This window comes from Sphingomonas plantiphila (assembly GCF_046000505.1).
Lineage (GTDB): Bacteria > Pseudomonadota > Alphaproteobacteria > Sphingomonadales > Sphingomonadaceae > Sphingomonas > Sphingomonas plantiphila.
Map to the genome: position 1 here is coordinate 297,676 of NZ_JBELQC010000001.1, position 18,935 is coordinate 316,610.

Below are 18,935 nucleotides of genomic sequence, written 5' to 3' on the forward strand. Positions count from 1 at the left end.
CGTCGCAAAAGGCCGCGGATCGACCAGCGGCGAAGGAGAGCCGATGTACGGGCGCAACGACCTGAGAGCCAGCCTCGCCCCCAAGGCGACCAAACCGGCACCCACCGCCTTCAAGAAGGCGAGCTACGAACCCTTTTACGATGCGCCGCCCCAGCAAAGCTCCGACCTCGCGCGCACCTGGCTCGCGCGCGGCCAGACGCTGATCGTCGCCTATAGCGAGGTAGAGCCCGGCGCCGTGTTCGAACGCACCGGCCAGGTCGACGAATATGCCGTCGTGCTGCCCGAGGACGGCGCCGAGATCGAGATCGAGATCGCCGAGGGCAGCACGGTCGCGCGCGACAAGAGCGTCGCTTTCGTCCCGCCGGGCGACAGCAAGGTGACGGTGGTCAAGGGCGGCCGCATCCTGCGCCTGTTCACCGTCAGGTCCGAAGACCTCGCCGCGCAGTGCAGCAACGCCGACACCTATGCGCAGCCTGATCCCAATGTCGCGCCGTTCGAAGCCTGGCCCGACCCCGTCGGCGGGCGCAAGGTGCGCGTCTATTCGGGCAATGTCGCGCCGCAGCAGGGGCGCTTCGGCCGCATCTATCGCGGATCGACGGTGATGGTGAATTTCGGCGACGGTCGCGTCGGACCGCGCGCCGCGGACAATCTCTCGCCGCACCACCATGACGATTTCGAGCAATACTCGATCGCGCTCGACGGCGACTATATCCACCACCTGCGCTGGCCATGGATCAGCGATTCGACGCAGTGGATCGACGACGATCACGAACGCATCGCCGCTCCCTCGGTCGCAGTGATCCCGCCCCCCGCCACGCACACCTCGCAGGGCGTGGGCGAAGGGCTCAACCGCCTGCTCGACACCTTCTGCCCGCCGCGCTTCGACTTCTCGGCCAAGCCCGGCTGGGTGCTCAACGCCGACGATTACCCGATGCCCGCCCCCAAGGATGAAGCACCATGAGCGACCGGATCACGCAGCTGCTGAAAGGCGCGATCGACCTGCATTGCCATAGCGGCCCGTCGGTGATGCCGCGCCGCCTCAACCATGTCGAGGCGATCAAGGAGGGCGAACAAGCCGGCCTGCGCGCGATCCTGTTCAAGGATCACTATTATTCGGTCACCCCGGTCGCGGCGCTGCTCGACGAGATCATGCCGGGCACGGTCAAGCTGCTCACCGGCGTGCCGTGCAACAACACCACCGGCGGCATCAATCCCTATGCGGTGGAGCACGGCTTCAAACTCGGCGCGCGCCTCGTGTGGATGCCGACCTTCTCGGCGGCCAACCATATCCGCCATTCGCACCGCAAGCAGTTCCTGCCGACCAAGGACAAGATGCTCGATCCCACGATGCTGACCGTCATCGACGAGCGCGGCAAGCTGAAGGACGAGGTGTTCCAGGTGCTCGACCTGATCGCCGAATATGACGCGGTCCTGTCGGCCGGGCACCTCCACATCAGCGAGATCTGGCCGCTGTTCACCGAAGCCAAGGCGCGCGGAATCACCCGCCTGCTGGTCAACCATCCGACCTTCCTGATCGGCTGCACCCCGCCCGACATGGCCGAACTCGCAAAAATGGGCGCCTATCTCGAACATAGCTGCTGCATGTGGGCCGGCGTTCAGGGCAAGAATTACAGCCATGACAGCCTCAAAATGTGTATCGAGGCTGGCGGCGTTCCCAACACGATCATCGGTTCGGATCTCGGCCAGGTCGGCAACCCGACCCCGGTCGAGGGGCTGCGCTACGTCATCCAGATGCTCATCGACCTCGACTATAGCGACGACGACATCCGCGCGATGATCGGCGGCAATGCGACGACGCTGATGGGGCTGGACGATGCGCCGGGCGCGATGGCGATGGCGTCCGAGGCGCTGACCGTATGACCGAACGCGCCTATCACCTGCTGATCGACGGCGCGCTGCATCCCGGCGCCGCGACGTTCGACGTCATCAACCCGGCCACCGCCAAGCCCTTCGCGCAATGCCCCAAGGCGGACGTCGCGCTGCTCGAGACCGCAGTAGCGGCGGCGAAGCGCGCCTTTCCCGGCTGGGCGGTGACGCCCGCTGCCGAGCGTGCGGCGCTGGTCGGGAAGCTCGCCGACGCTCTCGACGCGCGCGCCGAGGAATTCGCCGCGCTGCTCACCGCCGAACAGGGCAAGCCGCTCGACCAGGCGGTCAAGGAAATCCGCGGCTCGGTCTTCGTGCTGCGCACCTTCGCCGGCATGACGCTCGAACCGCGCGTGTTGCGCGACGAACCCGGCAACCGGGTCGAGGAGCGGCGCATGCCGCTCGGCGTCGTCGGCGCGATCACGCCGTGGAACTTCCCGCTCATCCTGCTGGTGAACAAGGTCGGCCCCGCGCTCGTCGCGGGTAATACGATGGTGTGCAAGCCCGCGCCGACCACCCCGCTCACCACCTGCCTGTTCGGCGAGCTGTGCGCCGACATCCTGCCCCCCGGCGTGCTCAACGTGATCTGCGACGAGAACGAGCTCGGCCCCGCGCTGACCTCGCATCCCGACATCGCCAAGATCTCGTTCACCGGCTCCACCGGCACCGGCAAGCGCGTGATGGCGAGCGCCGCCGACACGCTCAAGCGCGTGACGCTCGAACTGGGGGGCAACGACGCCGCGATCGTGCTCGACGATGTCGATCCAGTGCCGATCGCGGCCAAGGTGTTCGAAGGCGCGATGCGCAACGCCGGGCAGATCTGCGTCGCGGTCAAGCGCGCCTATGTCCCCGCCGCCTTCTACGACGAATTCTGCGACGAGCTCGCCCGGCTCGCGCGCGAGATGGTGGTCGACGACGGCGCCAATCAGGGCGCGCAGATCGGCCCGGTCCAGAACCGCCAGCAATTTGAGAAGGTCGCCGCGCTGATCGCGGAGAGCGGCGCCGACGGCACCGTGATCGCGGGCGGCGCGCCGCTCGACCGTCCGGGCTATTTCATCCCGCCGACGATCGTGCGCGACATCGCCGACGACGCGGCGCTGGTGCGCGAGGAGCAGTTCGGCCCGGTGCTGCCGGTGCTGAAATATGACGATCTCGACGATCTGATCGATCGCGTGAACGGCACCGACTATGGCCTCGGCGGCACCGTCTGGGGCCGCGACCTCGACCGCGCCTCCGCCGTCGCCCGGCGCGTGGTGACCGGCACGGTCTGGGTCAACCAGCTGATGGCGATCGACCCGCGCATCCCGTTCCGCGGCCTGCGCCAGTCGGGCATGGGCACCGAAATGGGGCAGGAAGGCCTCGAGGAATATACCCAGGCCCAGGTCGTCAACGCCGTCCCGCTCGCCTGAGCCGCTTTGCGGCGCCGGTCCGTTGGGGAACGGGCCGCCGACGCAATTCTAGAAGAAGTAGAAGCGCAACGCCGCATCGGACATCGCCCGGCGCGTCGCCGCATCGGGAACGATGCGATAGAAGGTTTCCAGCGTCTGCGCATAGCTGACGCGATCCTCCGCCCCGACGAACGGCGCGTCGCTGCCCCAGAACAGCCGCTCCGCCCCCGCCTCGCCCAGCAGCCGCGTAGCATAGCCCGCCAGCTCGGCCTCGGGCAGCCGGAACCCCGCAGACACCTTGACCCAGGTTTGTCCGAGCGCGAGCGAGCGCAGCAGCGCGACAAAGCCGGGACCCGCCATGCCGCCCTCGCTGCGCAGCAATCCGAAATGATCGACCACCACCGGCACGCCGTGATCGGCGAGCGCGGGCAGCATCTGCGCCAGCTGGTCGCCGCCAAGGTTCAGCTCGAGATGCATCCCCGCGTCCGCGAGCCGCGTGACGAACCGCCGGAAGCGATAGCCGCCGAGGTCGGGCAGCTCCGCCGCGAGCGGGATCTGATACCGCACCCCGCACACCCCCTGCGCGCGCAGCGCTGCCAGCTCGGCCGGCCCGGTATCGGGATCGAGCATCACCGTCGCGCGCAACCGCTGGTGCTGCGCCAATGCCGCAAGCGTATAGTCGTTATATTCGCCGAACAGGCTCGCCGCGGTCACCACCCCGAACGAAACGCCATGCGCGTCGAGATCGGCGAGATAGGCCTCGACCGGATAGTCATAGTTCGGCCGCGTCCACGCGGTGTCGGTGAACGGCATCGCGCGGGTGAAGATATGCGCGTGCGCGTCGATCACCGGCGGCTCGGGCGCCGCGCTCATGGCTTCAATCGGTCGCCGAACAGCCGCGCGCCATTGTCGTGCAGCACCTTCATCCGGTCGGCATCGCTCAGCTGCGCGGTCGCCGCGATCGCCTGCTCGACCATCTCGGCATAGCTGTTCTGCGTGTTGCCGTAATCGGACCCCCACATCACGCGATCCGCGCCATAGGTGTCGACCAGCAGCTTGACGAACGCCGCCGCATCGAGCCCCGTCTCGGCAAAGCGGTTGAAGTTGATCTGCGTGAACTTGAAGTGGATGTTGGGCACATCGACCAGCTCGCGATGCTCCGCACCGATCGTCCCGGCGACGCCGCCCTCGACGCCCGGCCAGCCGCAATGATCGAGCGCGATCACGGTATCCGGATAGCGCTTCGCCAGCGCAACGATCCGCCGCAGCGCCGCAAAGGACGGCTTGCCCGGCGCGTACATGACGATCATGTGCAGCCCCAGCTCGGCGGCGACGTCCCAGGTCCTGAGCGCCGCCTCCGAATCGAGCCAAGGATAATTGCCGGCGTCATCGGGATAGCCGAACAGCCGCAGCCCGCTCACGTGATGTGCCGTCGCCAGCGCACGGAGCTTCGCCGGCGTCCCGGGATCGTGCGCCCGCAGGATCAGCACCGCCGACACGCGGTCGTGATGCGCGTCGGCGACATCGACCGTGTAGCTGTTATCGGTCTTGTACACCGTATTGTACTGCACCGCCGCGCCGCCGGTGACGCCGCAGTCGTCCCACAGCGCCAGCACCCGCGCCGCGGTCGAGGGATCGCGCTCCAGCCGCGCCGTCAGCGCCTCGGGCGTCTCGCGCGCGCCGGTCAGGTCGACCGGATAGCGTGCGGTATCGTTGGTGAAGAAATGGGCATGGGTATCGAACAGGCTAGCGCGCGGGTTCGGCATTCAACTCTCCAGCGGGGATTTCGCTCGCAGCGTGCGGCGTGCGCGCCGCGATGCGATAGGCATAGTACATGGTGACCACGGGAATGACCGCGATCGCCGAGAACACGAAATAGGTGTCCATCCGGCCGAGCCCGGCGCTCAACAGGAAGCCTCCGATCATCGGCCCGGCAATCGCGCCGATCCGGCCGAAGCCGACGACGAAGCCGACCCCCGAATTCTGCATTGCGGGGGGGTACATGACCACCGCGACCAGGAAGAGGCCGGTATAGGCTCCGACGACGAAGAAGGTGGTCAGCCCGGCCATCGCCAGCAGGCCGATCGGATTAGGCGGCTGAAGCCCGAAGATCACCAGCGTGACCGCGGCTGCCGCAAAGAAGATCGTCGTCAGGCGGCCTTCGCCGACCTGGCGCCCCCAGAAGCCCATTGCCAGATGACCCAGCGTCCCGCAGGCGCCTGTGATGATCCCGCTCGCCGCTGCCAGCGAAGGGCTTAGACCCGCATTGGCCAGGATCGTCGGCTTCCAGTTCATCAGAAAATATCCGACGATCGCATAGGTCGCAGACGCAACCCAGATCAGGATGGTTTGCGACCGCAATTCAGGGGCCAGCATCGACCGGATTGCCGCGCCGCGCAGCTTGGCCGCGGGTTTTGGCGGCATCGCCGACAGCTCGGGAATCTGCATACGCCGGTGCAGCCGGTTCAGTCGCTCCAGATCGCCCGGCGCCTGACGACGCACCAGGAACTCGCGCGATTCGCCCAGGAGGAACAGGCTGAGCGTAAAGGTCACGACATTCAGCACACCGGCGGCGATAAACACCACGCGCCAGCCCGATGTCTCCAGCGCAAGCGCCGCGATGCCGCTGCCCAGCATCATGCCTACGGTGAATCCGATATGCAGGATCGCAAGCGCCATGTTGCGCGCCTTGTCGCTGGCATATTCGGCAACAGTGGTATTGAGGCACACGACCAACGTGCCGAGGCCCACCCCGGTGATGGTGCGCAGCACGAACAGCTGCTGGATGTTCTGCGCAATTCCGCTCAGCAGCAGCATCGCCGCCAGCGTCGCCAGTGCGCCCAGCATGATCGGTCGGCGGCCGAACTTGTCGGCCATCGGCCCGATGACGAACGCGCCGACCACCAGCCCCACCGCCGAGGCGCTGAACATCGATCCCAGCACCGCCGGATCGAGCTGCCAGTCCTTCGACAATACGGGCGCGCTGACCGCGAGCGAGACGACATCGAATCCGTCGGCGATGTTGATGAGACAACACAGGCCAACGACGAGGAACTGGTACAAGCTCATGCCCGTCGGCGCGTCCAGCACCCGCTCCCGATCCACCGTCGCCGCCACCATCGCTCTCCTCGTACGCGTCGCCGGCGCTGACTTGCCGTCCGACGATTCGCATGCGTTTATATCTAACGTCATTCAGCGATATCTGATTTTTCGCTTGCCGCCTAGCTGCGATCTGCGCAAATTGCAGACCAGAACGACGCATTGACGTTGAAGGAGAGTCGCGTGCCCCGGATCAAATCAATCTTTGTCGCAGGTGCGATCGCGACGCCGTTGCTGGCACTGGGGGCGCATGCCGCAGGCGGTAGCCCGCCGCCCGCGACCGCGCCCGCCGCGGCGCAGCAGCCGGCCGCATTCGCTCAGTGCAAGGCGTGCCACAGCGTCGATGCGGGCGGCAAATCGGGGGTCGGCCCCAACCTGTTCGCGGTTGGCGGAAAAATCGCCGGAACGAAGCCGGGCTACACCTATTCCCCGGCGATGAAGGCATCGCGCAAACGCTGGGACCGCGCCAATCTCGACGCCTATCTCGCCAACCCCAAGGCGGTGGTACCGGGCACGAAGATGATGGTCCCTGGCGTGTCGGACGCCCAAAAGCGGAAAGAGCTGGTCGATTATCTGATGGCGCTGAACTAGGCTTTTAATAGATGATACGCCAGCTTGTGATCGCCGCGACCCTGTGCACCGCGCCCGTTGCGACCGGCCAGACCGCCCGCCCTGTGCTCGACTATGCCAGCGCCGCGACGATCCGTGACACCTGTCTCGCCTGGGCTACGAAGCGCGGCCTGAAAATCGCGGTCTTCGTTCTCGACCCGCGCGCCATGCCGGTGACGCTCGCGCATATGGACGGCGTCTCGACGGCAGGGGGCGAGATCGCGCAGTGGAAGGCTGTTTCCGCCGCGAAATTCGGTCGCGCCACGGCGGACCTCGCGGCGATGAACCCGCCGGCAGGCATGCCCAATGTCGCGGTGATGGCGGGTGGCGTGCCGATCTATACCGCCAATGGCGTGCTGCTTGGCGGGGCCGGCGTCTCTGGCGGAAAACCTGCGGAGGACGCCGCCTGCGCCGCCGCGGGGATCGAGGCGGCGGGCCTCAGGCCCGCGCGCCCCGCGCCGCCCGCTCAATAGGCGTCGATTTCCTTCAGCGCCTCGGCCGCCAGGCCCCAGCTTTCCACGCCCCCGGCCACGCCGATATACAGCGTCGTCTGCAGCAGCGTCTCGCGGATATCCTCCTTGGTCGCGCCGTTCTGCACCGCACATTTGACCAGCCGCTTGAGCGGGACGTGGCGGTTGAGCGCCGCGCAGATCGCCATGGTGATCAGGCTGCGCTCGCGCAATGTCAGGCCGGGACGCGTCCAGGTCTCGCCGAAACAGGCCGAGGTCACGTAATTCTCCAGCGGCTCGTGGAAATCGTCCGCCGCGTCGAGTCGGGCGATGCTGCCCTCGCCGAACAATTCCTTGCGCATTTCGCGGCCCGCTTCGAATGCGGGGTCGCCGGTCTTGAGTGCCATGATCTCGTCCTTGATTAGGGGTGAGTGGATTGAAGAAGCGTGCGGAATGCGGCGCCCAGCCATTGCATCTCCGCGCGCGCGGGTGCCGAGAAATGCTGGGCGCGCAGGAAACCGTGGCACATTCCGGGCGACGAACGCGTCTCGACCACCACGCCGGCGGCGCGCAAGGCGGCAGCGAACTCATCCCCCTCCGCGCGCATCGGATCATGTTCCGCCGCAAGGAGAATGGCGGGAGGAAGCCCTGCGAGCTCGGCGTTGAGCGGCGCGCGAACGATCGTCGCATCTCGCGCGGCGCAGTCCTGCCAGGTCGCGATCATCGCGTCGATCACCGCACGCGGCAGCCCCGGATCGTGCGCGCGTGCATAGGCCTCGCGCTTAGGATCGAGGGCATAGACGCCATAGCAAAGCAGCTGTCCGATCAATGCCGGACCGTCGCCGTCGCGCGCGCGCATCGCGACATGGGTCGCAAGGCACGCGCCCGCGCTGTCGCCCGCAACCGCGATCCGCGCGGGATCGATCGTCAGCCGGTCCGCCATCCGCGCGATCCAGCGCAGCACGCCATGGCATTGCGCGATCGTTGCACCCGGGGTCGATTCGGGCAGCCGCGCATAGTGCACGCTGACCACCACCGCGCCGCACGCCTTCGCGAGCGCGGCGGCAAGACAGTCATAGGTTTCGATGCTGCCGATCGTGAACCCGCCGCCGTGTAGATACAGGACGGCGGGCAGCGCCCCATCTCCGGCCGGGCGATAGATGCGAACAGCCGTCTCGATCGCGACATCGGGGACATAGCTGTCGGTCACCCGCATACCGGCGGGGCGCGGACCCGCGATCCGATGCGCATCGCGATCCGCGATCAGCCGGGCCGCCTCCAGCGAAACCGCGGCTTCGGGCGGTCGGCGGACCGCATCCAGATAGTCCGCAATCCCCTCCGCCAGCATCGGTGCGTCAGCCATGATCGGTTCCAAGGCTCCGCACCCATCCTCCTGTCGTGCCGCGTCCCGGCATTTGCTATCAATGTTTAGCTTGACGAGATCGGGTGCCATGCTGAATGGCGTTTGTAAATAGCAAGTGACGGAGAGGTGCCCGGTGTTCAATTCGGCGGTAAAGCGCAAGCTGGAAGCGGGGGAGACGGTCTTCGGCAGCTTCTTCAAGGTGGATTCCCCGGCAATCGCCGAACTCTATGGCCTAGCCGGGTTCGATTTCCTGATCGTCGACGCCGAACATGGCTGCTTCACCCATGGCCAGATCGAAAACCTGATCCGCACCTGCGAGCGGATGGGGATGAGCAGCGTGATCCGCACGCCAGATGCGGAGGAAGCGAACATCCTCCATGTGCTCGACAGCGGCGCGAGCGGCATCCAGGTCCCCTCGCTCAAGTCCGCCGCCGAAGTCCGCGACCTGATCCGCAAGGCCAAATACTGGCCGCTGGGCGAGCGCGGCTCGGCCCGCGCTTGCCGCGCCGCCGGCTATGGCACCGTCCCCGACTATGAAGCGCGCGCCAATGCCGAGACCTTGGTCAGCGTGCATGTCGAGAACAAGGAGATGGTCGCGGATATCGAGGCGCTGTGCGACATCCCCGAACTCGACGTCGTGTTCATCGGCCCGGGCGATCTCAGTGCCTCGCTCGGCCATCCCGGCAATGCGAGCCACCCCGACGTCGTCGCCGCGATCGACCGGGTGATCGAGGTCGCGGCGGGGCGCAAGCATATCGGCACCGTCGTCGGCAACGCCAAGGCGCTCGAATCCTACGTCGCGCGCGGCGTGCACTATATCGCCTGGCTGTCCGACCTCGGCATGATCCGCGGCGCGCTCAACGGCGCCGCCGCCAATTTCGCGCCCTATCGCGCAGCGGGAGACACGAAATGAAGCGCCCCTCGGGCGGCCGCGGCCGCGAACTGGCCAGCGTCGCGCCGCTGCTCGACGAACTGACCCAGGACATTCTCTACGACAAGGTGTGGGAACGCGGCGAGCTCTCGCCCCGCGACCGCAGCCTGATCACCATCACCTGCCTGATCGCGCTCGATCGCGCGCAGGCGCAGGGGCATATGGAGCTCGGCCTCGAAAACGGCCTGACCGTCGAGGAACTGGGCGAAGCGATCGCGCACATCGCCTTCTACGCCGGCTGGCCGGTCGCGGTCAGCGCCGCGCGCAAGCTCAAGACGCTGGTGGAGGCTCAGGGGACGGGCCAGCCATAAGCCCCTCCCCTTCAGGGGAGGGGTTAGGGTGGGGCTTGGCCGTCTCACCGAGACCGACATGGCCGAGACACTACCTCTTTCCTGAAGGGGGCGGCTAACCTAACCCCGCCCCAGGAACGGGATCTTGTTCTGCACCACCAGCGCCTCGTAGAAATTGAGGTGGTCGGGCAGGTCGGCCATGTGCACGATCACGTCCGCCGCATCCTCGGGCTGCGCGACCAGATCGTCGGGCAGGCTGCTGATCCCGCCGCCCAGCTCGGTCGCGACGATGCCCGGGTGGAACACCGACACCGCGACATTGTCCGCGCGGCAGTCGATCGCCAGCGACCGCGTCAGTCCGTCCAGCCCCCATTTGCTCGCGCTATAGGCCGGGCTGTTAGCACGCGGCACCTTGGCCGAGATCGACCCGACATTGATGATCCGCCCATGCCCCTGCCGCTTCATGATCGGGATCGCCGCCCGCGCGCACAGGAAGGCGGAGGTGAGGTTGGTGTCGATCACCCGCCACCACAGCTCGAGCGACGTCTCCTCGGCGGGCGTGCTGTCGGCGATGCCGGCGTTGTTGACCAGCACGTCGACCCGCCCGAACCGCGCCATCGCCGCGTCGAACAGCGCGCCGACCGCATCCGCATCGGTCACGTCGGTCGCCACCGCCAGCGCCTCGCCGCCCGCCGCGCCCAGCCGGCTCACCAGCGCATCGAGCCGCTCCGCCCGCCGTGCGGCGAGCACCACCTTCGCCCCCTTCGCGACAAAGGCCAGCGCGCTCGCCTCGCCGATGCCCGAGCTCGCGCCGGTGATCACGACGACCCGCCCCAGCAGGATGCTCATCGCGCGGCTTTCTCCGCCTGGCCCGATACCAGCGCCAGCGGATCGTCCGCGACCACCGCCAGCCCGCCGCCGCGATCGGAGCGGGTGTTCTCGAACGTTCCCGCTTCCTTCTTGCGCAGGCCATAGGAGCGCACCGGCTCGATATCCTCCTGCGCGATCGGCGCCATGCGCGGCTTCCGCGCCAGCGCCGCATCGATATAGGGGGCCAGCTCGGTCTGCTTCTTCGCCAGCCGCGAATCCTCGTCGACCTTCAGACGCGGCATCACCTTGTCCGCGAACAACTGCAGCGATTCGCAGATATGGTCGTGATTGGCGGGGCCGGTCTGCTGGACGAAGATGATTTGGTCGACGCCGACATCCGCATAGGCCTTGCAGTGTTCATAGACCTGCTCGGGCGTCCCGATGCCGCCATTGCCGTGATTGTCCTCGATCCCCGCCTCGGCCTTCTTGAAGCCCTCCCACACATTGGAATGGCCCGGCACATGCTTGCCGAACGCCGCGTAGAAGCCCAGCGAATAGCCAAAATATTTGAACCCCTCGGTCCCACGCGCGATCGCTTCCTGCTCGTCCTCGTTGACCGACAGCGCGGTGACGATCGCGAAATTGGCGTTCACCGCATGGCCGATCGGCACGCATTCGTCGGAGCGGATGATGTCGTAATATTCCTGCACCCATTTGCCCGCCTGCTCGGGCGCGGCGAAGCCGAACACCAGCGCCCCCATCCCGTTGCGCGCGGCGTGCAGGATCGTGTCGCGCCGCGAACACGCGACCCACAAGGGCGGGTGCGGTCCCTGCAGCGGCTTGGGCACGATGTTGCGCGTCGGCATCGAGAAATGCTCGCCTTCGAACCCCGGATAGGGGGTCATCGCCAGCATGTTCGCGGTCTGCTCGGTCGCTTCGCGCCACATCCCCTTCTTCTCGTCGGGATGCACGCCGAACCCTTCCAGCTCGACCGCCGTGCCGCTCTCGCCGGTGCCCCATTCGACGCGACCGTTGGACAGCAGGTCGAGCGTCGCGATCCGCTCGGCGACGCGCGCTGGGTGGTTGATCTTGGGCGGCATCACGCAAATGCCATGGCCCAGCCGCATCCGCTTGGTCCGCTGGCTCAGCGCGCCTAGGAACACTTCCGGCGCGGAGCTGTGCGAATATTCCTCGAGGAAGTGGTGCTCGACCAGCCAGGCGTAATCATAGCCGAGCCTGTCGGCGAGTTCGAGCTCGTCCAGCGCGTTGTGAAAGATCACGCGATCCTTCTCCGCAGTGAACGGGGCCGGCGACTGATGCTCATAGAACAGGCCGAACTGCATGGCGCTTTCCTCCGCTTCCTCTCCCGCCCGGACGTGCGCCGGCGCGGTCTTGAATGACAGCTAGGCTTATAACACTGCGCCGCGGAAAACGAAAGAAGAAAGCAGCCAGGCTGATAATCAGTCGGGCTATAGCGGCATCGCCCGCGCATAGCCGCCGTCGAGATAGATCAGCGGATCGACATCGCCCGCGACGTCGACGCTCAACACTTCGCCGATCACCACCGCGTGCGTGCCGTGCTCGACATGCTTTTCGTAGCGACAGAAGAAGCTCGCCTGCGCGTCGCGCAGATAGGGGGTGCCATCCTCCCCTGAACCCCAATCGCCCAGTTCGAACCGCGCCTCGCCTTTGAGCTTACCCGCGCACGCATTGGACACCTCAAGCTGATCGCAATGCAGGATGTTGACGCAAAAGCTCGCGCCCGCGGTCAGCGGCCCGTGCAAGCTCGCACTCTTGTTCACGCACACGAGCAGCGAGGGCGGATCCATGCTCAGCTCGCTCACCGCCGTCGCGGTCATCGCCCAGCGGCGCGCGTCATGCCATGCGGTGATCACCACCACCGCCTTGCCCAGCCGCCGCAATCCGTTGCGCAGCTGCTCGGCAACCGTCGGCAACGCCGTATCTGCCACCACCGTCTCAGACATCGCCGCCCAATCCTTCCCTGCCGATGATCTTCAACCCATAGCCCTCAATGCCCGACAGCCGCGCCTCGCTGTCGGTCAGCAGCACGATGTCCCGCACCCCCAGGTCGAGCAGGATCTGCGCGCCCACGCCATAGTCGCGGATGCGCTGTTCGCTGGTCGGGGTAAGCCCGTTGGCGCGCCGCTCCGAAACCGCGCTCACCGACGGGTCGCGGATGAACACGATCACGCCGGCGCCGTCATGGTCGCCGATCCGGGTGAGCGCGCGCTGCACATATTCGCGCCGGTCGGTCGGGGGGCCCAGCATGTCGGATACGAAGTCGAGCCGGTGCATCCGCACCAATGTGGGCAGGTCCGGCGCGATGCGTCCGCGCCACAATGCGACATGCTCGACCTGGTCGATCATGCTGCGGAACACCGACAGGCGAAACCCTTCGCCATAGACGGTCTCGAATGCTTCCTCGTGCACGCGCGTGACGCAGCGTTCGGTGCGGCGACGATAGGCGATCAGGTCGGCGATCGTCCCGATCTTCAGGCCATGGAGCTGCGCAAACGCAACCAGCTCCGGCAACCGCGCCATCGACCCGTCGTCGTTCATGATCTCGCAGATCACGCCCGACGGCATCAGCCCGGCGAGCCGCGACACATCCACCGCCGCCTCGGTATGCCCCGCGCGCACCAGCACCCCGCCCGGCTTCGCCACCAGCGGAAAGACATGGCCGGGGGAGACGATGTCGTCGCAATCCTTGGTCGCGTCGATCGCCACCGCGATGGTGTGCGACCGGTCCTGCGCGGAGATGCCCGTCGTCACCCCCTCGCGCGCCTCGATCGAGACGGTGAAGGCAGTGCGGTGGCCGCTATTATTGTCGGCGACCATCGGCGGCAGGCGCAGCTTCTTCGCGCGCTCCTCGGTCATCGCAAGGCAGATTAGTCCGCGTGCGTGCCGCGCCATGAAGTTGATCTGCGCGGGCGTCGCGAACTGGGCGGGGATGATGACGTCGCCCTCATTCTCCCGGTCCTCGGCATCGACCAGGATATAGGGCTGGCCGTCGCGCGCCGCCTCGATGATCTCCTCGATTGGGGAGATCGCATTGTGCAGGTCGTCCGCGTGCATCGTCGACTCAATATGCACCGGCGGCCTTCAACGCTTCGCGGGCATGGCGCCAGCTGTCCGATCCCGCGGGCAGGCCGACATAGATGGTGGCGTGGAGCAGGATCTCGCGGATCTCCTCCTTGGTCACGCCGTTCGCCAGCGCGCCGTTGATGTGATTCTTGAGCTGGTCGGGTCGCGATTGGCCGATCAGCAGGGCGATCGTCAGCATCGACCGCGTCTTGCGGTCGAGCTCCGGCCGGCTCCACACATCGCCGAAGCACAGCCGCGTCACCAGATCCTGCAACGGCTCGTTGAAATCATCGGTGTTGTCGAGCGTTGCGACCCCCGGCTCGCCGAACATCTCGAAGCGCATCGCGCGGCCCCGGTCGTAGCTGTCGTCCTTCTTCATTCGCTCAATCCTTCGATGATGGCGCGCGCCGCGTCCGCCGCGCGCGCAAGTTCGGCGCGGGCGGCGGCCGTCACGCCGATGGCCCTCAGAAATCCGTGGATCATGCCCGGCGCCACCAGAAGCTCTGTCGCGACCCCGGCGCGCACCAGCCGGTCGACCAGTTCCTCCGCCTCCTCGCGCAGCGGATCGAGCTGCGCCGCGACGACCAGTGTCGGCGGCAATCCGGCCAGGTCCGCGCGGTCGACCGGCGCGGGCTGGCGGAACAGCCCACCCCGACTTCGGAACAGCGCGATATAGCTGCGCACGCGGGCCTCGGTCAGCATCGGATCGCGGCTCCGCGCATAAGCGGGCCGCTCCGGGTCCATCGCGAAGGTGCCATAGAACAGCAGCTGGAACGCCGGGGCAACGCCGCCCGCATCGCGCAGGTTGGCGGCGCAGGCGAGCGCCAGCAGCGCGCCAGCACTGTCCCCCGCCACGCCCGCGCGGCGCGGATCGATGCGCAGTGCTTCGGCCTGCCGCACCATCCAGGCGAATGCCTTGTCGCAATCGTCCTGTGCGGCCGCGTAATCGGCCTCGGGCAGGCGGCGATAGTGGACGCTCACCACCACCGCGCCGATCGCCTCGGCCAATGCGGCACAGGCGATGTCGAAGCTCGCGACGCTGCCCATGGCAAAGCCGCCGCCATGGAAATAGCAGATCGCCGGACGCGCGCCCTCCCCGCCCGGATCGAAGACGCGCACCGGGATTTCACGGCCGACCGCCGGAATATAGCTGTCGAAGCGCGACACCTTCGGCGAGACGCTCTGTGCGAACCGCCCCGCGGTCAGGTCGCCATACAGTCGCATCGTCTCCAGGTCGGACGCCGGCGGCTGCTCGCGGCACAGCGCGACATAGTCGGCGATCCCGTCGGCGGGCACGGGCGGATGCGCGGCGACGAGACCCTCGGGCTCAGCCAACCGCCTCATAGCGCACCTCGACCGGAAGTTCGGGCAGTTCCGCCAGCCGCGGCGCGACCTCGCGCGCCACCAATGTCAGATTGTCGGCGGTGTCGCGATGATCCAGCTCGCCCGCCTGCCCCATCATCAGCAGGTTGCCGAACCCGCCGGTCTCGCCATGGAACCGGGCAAGCTGGTCATAGACCTCGTCCGGCGTGCCGACGAAGAAGAGACCTGCGTCCATATATTGCTCGATCGACCCGTCGACCGGCAGCGGCTGGCCATTGCGCATGCGCGGGCGCATCGCGGCCGGCCCCGCCTGAAGCATCCGCACATTCGCCTCGACGGCGTTGAAGCCCCACGGATTGCGGAACTGCGGATCGAGCCGCGCGGCCGTGGTGAAATAGCTCTTCATCGCCTCGGCGCGCTTGAACGCGGTCGCCGTGTCGTCGGCGCAGGCGACCAGCGCCAGATAGGCGAGCTTGTCGTTGGTGGCCTCGCGGCCATGCGCCTCGGAATAGGCCTCGCGATAGCCGGCAAACACCGAGCGCGCGACCGCACCCGACAGGAAGGTGGCGCAGGTATAGTCGCGCCGCCCATATTCGCGCGCACTCGACGCGCTCGACGCGGTGCCCCACATCGGCGGGCGCGGCTGCTGGATCGGGCGCGGCCACAGGCTGGCGGTGCGATAGTGGAAATGCTCGCCTTCCCACGAAAAATTCTCGCCTTCATTGCCGAGCGCGTCGAGGATCAGGTCGTGCGCTTCCCAGAACCGGTCCATGAATCCGGTCGGCTGGCGGTTCGACATGAACAGCTCGTACGCCGCGCCCTTGACCAGTCCGACCTCCAGCCGCCCTCCGGACAGGCAGTCGACCATCGCGATTTCCTCGGCGACGCGCAGCGGGTTGGAACGGTTGGCGAGCGGGATGCCGAGCGCGAGCAGCCGCGCCTTGCTGGTCTGCCGCGCGAGGATCGCAAGCGTCGTCATGCACGATGTCGACATGCAGGTGGCCGCGGCATGGTGCTCGTTGACCATGATATTCAGGCCAAGCTCGTCGGCGAGCAGATATTCGTCGAGATAGCGGTTGAGCAACTGCCCCGCCTCGACCGGATTGCAATGATGCTGCGGCAGCGTAACCCGCATCGACCCCGGCACCCCGAATGCGGGGTGATAGGCCTGTTCGCTGAATTGCCAGATCTTCATCTCTTGTCTCCGGGCGGGCGGTCAGCGGGCGGCGAATGCGGCGACGCGCGCGGCCAGCGCGGCCGGTTGGTCGGCATGGACGCGATGCCCCGCCTCCGCGATCGTCTCGATCTCCGCCTGCGGCAGTGCGGTCCGCCAGCGCTCGCGATAGGCGGCGCTGACGATCGCGTCGGAATCGCCCCACAGCATCAGCGTGGGCGTCGAAATGCGGTGGAGCCGGTCGGCGAGCTTGGGGTTCGACATATAGGGCGTCCAGCCATAGAGGCTCGCCGCCTCGTCGTTGCGCATCAAGCGACGGACGCGCGCCTCGGGCAATTTGGTCAGCACCGCCATGTCGCTACCCGGCTCGGGAGCGCCGACCTGCATCCGCTTGCCCATTTCCTGGCGCGACAGCATGAAGATGTCCGCGACATGCTGCTCGCGCCGGTCGGCCGTCGGCAGCCCCAGCGGCGATATCAGCACCAGCTGCGCCGCGCGTGCGGGTTCTTTGGTCAGCGTCTCCGCGGCAACCCAGCCGCCGAACGACGTACCGACCACGACCGGCCGGTCGAGCGCCAGCTTGGCGATCAGGTCGAGGTAGAAATAGCCAAGGTCGTCGACCCGATCGAGCCGCGCGGGCCGCTGCGAATTGCCGAATCCGGGGTGCGAAGGGGCATATACCGTGAAGCTCTGCGCCAGTTCGCGCAGCACTGCAGCCGAACCCTCCAGCCCGTCGATGCCGTGCAGGAACAACAGCGGCGCGCCGCTCCCGGCGGTGAACATCTCAACCCCGGTCCCCAGCAGGTCGACGGTGGACAGCGTGCCGAAGTCCAGTTCATCCAGGCAGGCCGTCTCCATCGCTCTCCACTCACACTCGCTTTTGGTGCGGCCAGAGTGTTGGCGGAGGACTGATACGTCCAATTCTTTGTTCTTGAGCGATCGATGCCCCGCAAGTATGAGTTGTGCATGGAGCTGCGCCATCTTCGCTATTTTCGAGCGATCGGCCGCGAGGAGCATTTCGGCCGCGCGGCGGTCGCGCTGCGCGTCGCGCAGCCCGCATTGACGCGCCAGATCCGCGATCTCGAAACCGAGCTCGGCGTCGAATTGTTCGAGCGCCTTCCGCGCGGCGTCCGCCTGTCCAGCGCCGGCCGCGTGTTCCTCGACGAGGTCGAGGAAATCCTGAAGCAGGTCGATCGCGCCGTCGATCGCGCGCGCCGCATGGGCAGCGGCCATCTCGGCACGATCCGCGTGGGCCTGTCCGAAATCATGGCCGCCTACGACTTCATCTCGCGCGGCTTGTTCGACTTTCGCGAAAACGAACCCTCGGTCGTGCTCGACCTGCGCTCGACCGGCTCGCTGGCACAGATCGCCGCGCTCAAGGACGGCACGCTCGACGTCGGCATGGTCTATGACGCGCATATCGACGACCGCGATCGTGAAACGCTCGACTGCGCTCCCATCGGCACCGGCGAAACGATGCTCGCCGTGCATGGAAGCCATCCCTTCGCCACGCGCACGTCGGTAACGATGGCGGAAATCGCCGAGGAACCGGTACTCGGTCCCGCGCGCACGCTGGCGCCGGGCTATTACGACCGCGTGATGGCCGCCTGCATCGCCAGTGGCAGCGCGCCGCGCTTCGTGCAGGAATGCACCACCAACTCGATCCTGTTCAGCCTGGTCGCGGTCGGCATGGGCGTCGGCATCGTTACGACCGCCGGCCCGGATTCGCCCAGCCGCAATATCCGCCTGGTTCCGATCGCCGATCTCGGCCTCAAATTCCGGGTGATGCTGGTGTGGCGCGCGCGCGACGGATCGGCGGCGCTGCGCCGCTTCCTCGACATGATGCTGGAGCACGCGGCCAAGGCTGCCTGACCCGCCCCGCTGTCCTCCCGCCGGGGGGACAAGGCGTGCGACACGCTTCTGCTATACGGTGGGCGAAGAGGAGCCTGTGATGACCGACCCGCGCCCGCTGAACGGCCTGTATCATTTCGCCTATCCCTGCCGCGACGCCGAGGAGACGCGGCATTTCTACGAGGACATTCTCGGTCTGCCGCTGGTCAACTGCATGCTGTCCGAACGCGTGCCGAGCACCGGCGAGGAACAGCCCTATGTCCATTTCTTCTTCCAGCTCGGCGACGGCTCCTACATCGCCTTTTTCGATCTCGGCGGCGACGAGAAGCCCGCGCCCTCGCCCAACACGCCGGACTGGGTGCAGCATTTCGCGATTGAGACTGATTCGGTGGAGAATGTCGAAGCGATGCGCGAGCGGCTCGCAGCACATGGCGTAAAGACGACCCCGCTGGTCGATCATGAATTCGTCCGCTCGATCTATTTCTTCGACCCCAACGGACTGCGCCTCGAAATCGCCGCGCGCACCGAAGCCCCCGGCTTCCTCGAGCAAGCGGCGAGCGAAGCGCATGCGACGCTCGCGACCTGGAACCGCCGCAAGCACGGGTAGGGCCAGACGGGACCGGACCCGCGTCAAACGCGCGTGGACAGGACGGCCCTCG

Annotated in this window: 22 protein-coding genes; 9 read left to right on the forward strand and 13 right to left on the reverse strand. The window is 67.0% G+C overall.

From position 1 onward, the window contains the following. Window positions 1-43 precede the first annotated feature (43 nt). From ABS767_RS01380 to ABS767_RS01390, 3 genes are read left to right on the forward strand one after another with little or no spacing between them, the layout of a single operon-like run. Entirely contained in the window at window positions 44-961 is a 918-nt protein-coding gene (locus ABS767_RS01380) for a cupin domain-containing protein (RefSeq protein ID WP_408076568.1), read from the forward strand. Next, window positions 958-1,881, forward strand: a complete 924-nt coding sequence (locus ABS767_RS01385; protein ID WP_408076569.1) for a DUF6282 family protein — start codon at window positions 958-960, stop codon at window positions 1,879-1,881. Before ABS767_RS01380 ends, ABS767_RS01385 begins: the two co-directional genes overlap by 4 nt. Further along, complete coding sequence (locus tag ABS767_RS01390) at window positions 1,878-3,293, forward strand: aldehyde dehydrogenase family protein (protein WP_408076570.1); 1,416 nt, start codon at window positions 1,878-1,880, stop codon at window positions 3,291-3,293. The genes ABS767_RS01385 and ABS767_RS01390 overlap by 4 nt, the downstream gene beginning before the upstream one ends. Window positions 3,294-3,341: 48 nt before the next feature. Here the strand turns inward: ABS767_RS01390 and ABS767_RS01395 are convergent, their stop codons facing one another. Genes ABS767_RS01395 through ABS767_RS01405 form a run of 3 tightly spaced genes read right to left on the reverse strand, consistent with a single transcriptional unit; the run spans window position 3,342 to window position 6,389 of the window. Beyond that, a complete protein-coding gene (locus tag ABS767_RS01395; RefSeq protein WP_408076571.1) occupies window positions 3,342-4,145 on the reverse strand; it encodes an amidohydrolase family protein in 804 nt (267 codons plus the stop codon). After that, window positions 4,142-5,038: an amidohydrolase family protein gene (locus ABS767_RS01400; protein WP_408076572.1), complete on the reverse strand. Its 897-nt coding sequence runs from the start codon at window positions 5,036-5,038 to the stop codon at window positions 4,142-4,144. Before ABS767_RS01400 ends, ABS767_RS01395 begins: the two co-directional genes overlap by 4 nt. After that, the gene (locus ABS767_RS01405) at window positions 5,019-6,389 is read right to left on the reverse strand and encodes an MFS transporter (protein WP_408076573.1); all 1,371 of its coding nucleotides are present in this window, start codon (window positions 6,387-6,389) and stop codon (window positions 5,019-5,021) included. Before ABS767_RS01405 ends, ABS767_RS01400 begins: the two co-directional genes overlap by 20 nt. Window positions 6,390-6,554: 165 nt before the next feature. Between ABS767_RS01405 and ABS767_RS01410 the strand changes: the two genes are divergently transcribed. After that, window positions 6,555-6,962 carry a c-type cytochrome gene (locus ABS767_RS01410; protein ID WP_408076574.1) on the forward strand — a complete coding sequence of 136 codons (408 nt, stop codon included), beginning with the start codon at window positions 6,555-6,557 and terminating at the stop codon, window positions 6,960-6,962. 11 nt (window positions 6,963-6,973) lie between these two features. Beyond that, a complete protein-coding gene (locus ABS767_RS01415; RefSeq protein WP_408076575.1) occupies window positions 6,974-7,453 on the forward strand; it encodes a heme-binding protein in 480 nt (159 codons plus the stop codon). On the opposite strand, the gene ABS767_RS01420 is transcribed toward ABS767_RS01415, so the two are convergent. Both ABS767_RS01420 and ABS767_RS01425 read right to left on the reverse strand, forming a co-directional pair. Continuing rightward, window positions 7,447-7,836 (reverse strand): carboxymuconolactone decarboxylase family protein, encoded by a 390-nt coding sequence (locus ABS767_RS01420; protein ID WP_408076576.1) that lies wholly within the window; start codon window positions 7,834-7,836, stop codon window positions 7,447-7,449. The genes ABS767_RS01415 and ABS767_RS01420 overlap by 7 nt on opposite strands. A gap of 14 nt (window positions 7,837-7,850) precedes the next feature. After that, window positions 7,851-8,792 (reverse strand): alpha/beta hydrolase, encoded by a 942-nt coding sequence (locus ABS767_RS01425; RefSeq protein WP_408076577.1) that lies wholly within the window; start codon window positions 8,790-8,792, stop codon window positions 7,851-7,853. A 133-nt stretch (window positions 8,793-8,925) separates the two neighbouring features. Between ABS767_RS01425 and ABS767_RS01430 the strand changes: the two genes are divergently transcribed. Together ABS767_RS01430 and ABS767_RS01435 are read left to right on the forward strand one after the other, a co-directional pair. Beyond that, the gene (locus ABS767_RS01430; RefSeq protein WP_408076578.1) at window positions 8,926-9,705 is read left to right on the forward strand and encodes an HpcH/HpaI aldolase family protein; all 780 of its coding nucleotides are present in this window, start codon (window positions 8,926-8,928) and stop codon (window positions 9,703-9,705) included. After that, a complete protein-coding gene (locus ABS767_RS01435) occupies window positions 9,702-10,034 on the forward strand; it encodes a carboxymuconolactone decarboxylase family protein (protein WP_408076579.1) in 333 nt (110 codons plus the stop codon). Before ABS767_RS01430 ends, ABS767_RS01435 begins: the two co-directional genes overlap by 4 nt. 99 nt (window positions 10,035-10,133) lie before the next feature. Here the strand turns inward: ABS767_RS01435 and ABS767_RS01440 are convergent, their stop codons facing one another. The 8 genes from ABS767_RS01440 to ABS767_RS01475 all read right to left on the reverse strand — a co-directional run bounded on the left by ABS767_RS01440 (window position 10,134) and on the right by ABS767_RS01475 (window position 17,283). After that, window positions 10,134-10,862, reverse strand: a complete 729-nt coding sequence (locus ABS767_RS01440; protein WP_408076580.1) for an SDR family oxidoreductase — start codon at window positions 10,860-10,862, stop codon at window positions 10,134-10,136. Beyond that, window positions 10,859-12,166 (reverse strand): LLM class flavin-dependent oxidoreductase, encoded by a 1,308-nt coding sequence (locus ABS767_RS01445; protein ID WP_408076581.1) that lies wholly within the window; start codon window positions 12,164-12,166, stop codon window positions 10,859-10,861. Before ABS767_RS01445 ends, ABS767_RS01440 begins: the two co-directional genes overlap by 4 nt. Before the next feature lie 126 nt (window positions 12,167-12,292). Then, entirely contained in the window at window positions 12,293-12,808 is a 516-nt protein-coding gene (locus ABS767_RS01450; RefSeq protein ID WP_408076582.1) for a flavin reductase family protein, read from the reverse strand. Continuing rightward, window positions 12,801-13,919 (reverse strand): 3,4-dihydroxy-2-butanone-4-phosphate synthase, encoded by a 1,119-nt coding sequence (ribB, locus tag ABS767_RS01455; protein WP_408076583.1) that lies wholly within the window; start codon window positions 13,917-13,919, stop codon window positions 12,801-12,803. The genes ABS767_RS01450 and ribB overlap by 8 nt, the downstream gene beginning before the upstream one ends. Before the next feature lie 7 nt (window positions 13,920-13,926). Then, window positions 13,927-14,307, reverse strand: coding sequence for a carboxymuconolactone decarboxylase family protein (locus ABS767_RS01460; protein WP_408076584.1), 381 nt, complete (start codon window positions 14,305-14,307; stop codon window positions 13,927-13,929). Beyond that, window positions 14,304-15,272, reverse strand: coding sequence for an alpha/beta hydrolase (locus ABS767_RS01465; protein WP_408076585.1), 969 nt, complete (start codon window positions 15,270-15,272; stop codon window positions 14,304-14,306). The genes ABS767_RS01460 and ABS767_RS01465 overlap by 4 nt, the downstream gene beginning before the upstream one ends. Continuing rightward, window positions 15,256-16,446 (reverse strand): LLM class flavin-dependent oxidoreductase, encoded by a 1,191-nt coding sequence (locus tag ABS767_RS01470; RefSeq protein ID WP_408076586.1) that lies wholly within the window; start codon window positions 16,444-16,446, stop codon window positions 15,256-15,258. The genes ABS767_RS01465 and ABS767_RS01470 overlap by 17 nt, the downstream gene beginning before the upstream one ends. Before the next feature lie 21 nt (window positions 16,447-16,467). Beyond that, window positions 16,468-17,283, reverse strand: a complete 816-nt coding sequence (locus ABS767_RS01475) for an alpha/beta fold hydrolase (protein WP_408076587.1) — start codon at window positions 17,281-17,283, stop codon at window positions 16,468-16,470. 84 nt (window positions 17,284-17,367) lie between these two features. On the opposite strand from ABS767_RS01475, the gene ABS767_RS01480 reads away from it, so the two are divergent. Together ABS767_RS01480 and ABS767_RS01485 are read left to right on the forward strand one after the other, a co-directional pair. Then, a complete protein-coding gene (locus ABS767_RS01480) occupies window positions 17,368-18,297 on the forward strand; it encodes a LysR family transcriptional regulator (protein WP_408076588.1) in 930 nt (309 codons plus the stop codon). A gap of 79 nt (window positions 18,298-18,376) precedes the next feature. Continuing rightward, window positions 18,377-18,883 carry a VOC family protein gene (locus tag ABS767_RS01485; protein ID WP_408076589.1) on the forward strand — a complete coding sequence of 169 codons (507 nt, stop codon included), beginning with the start codon at window positions 18,377-18,379 and terminating at the stop codon, window positions 18,881-18,883. Window positions 18,884-18,935 lie beyond the last annotated feature (52 nt).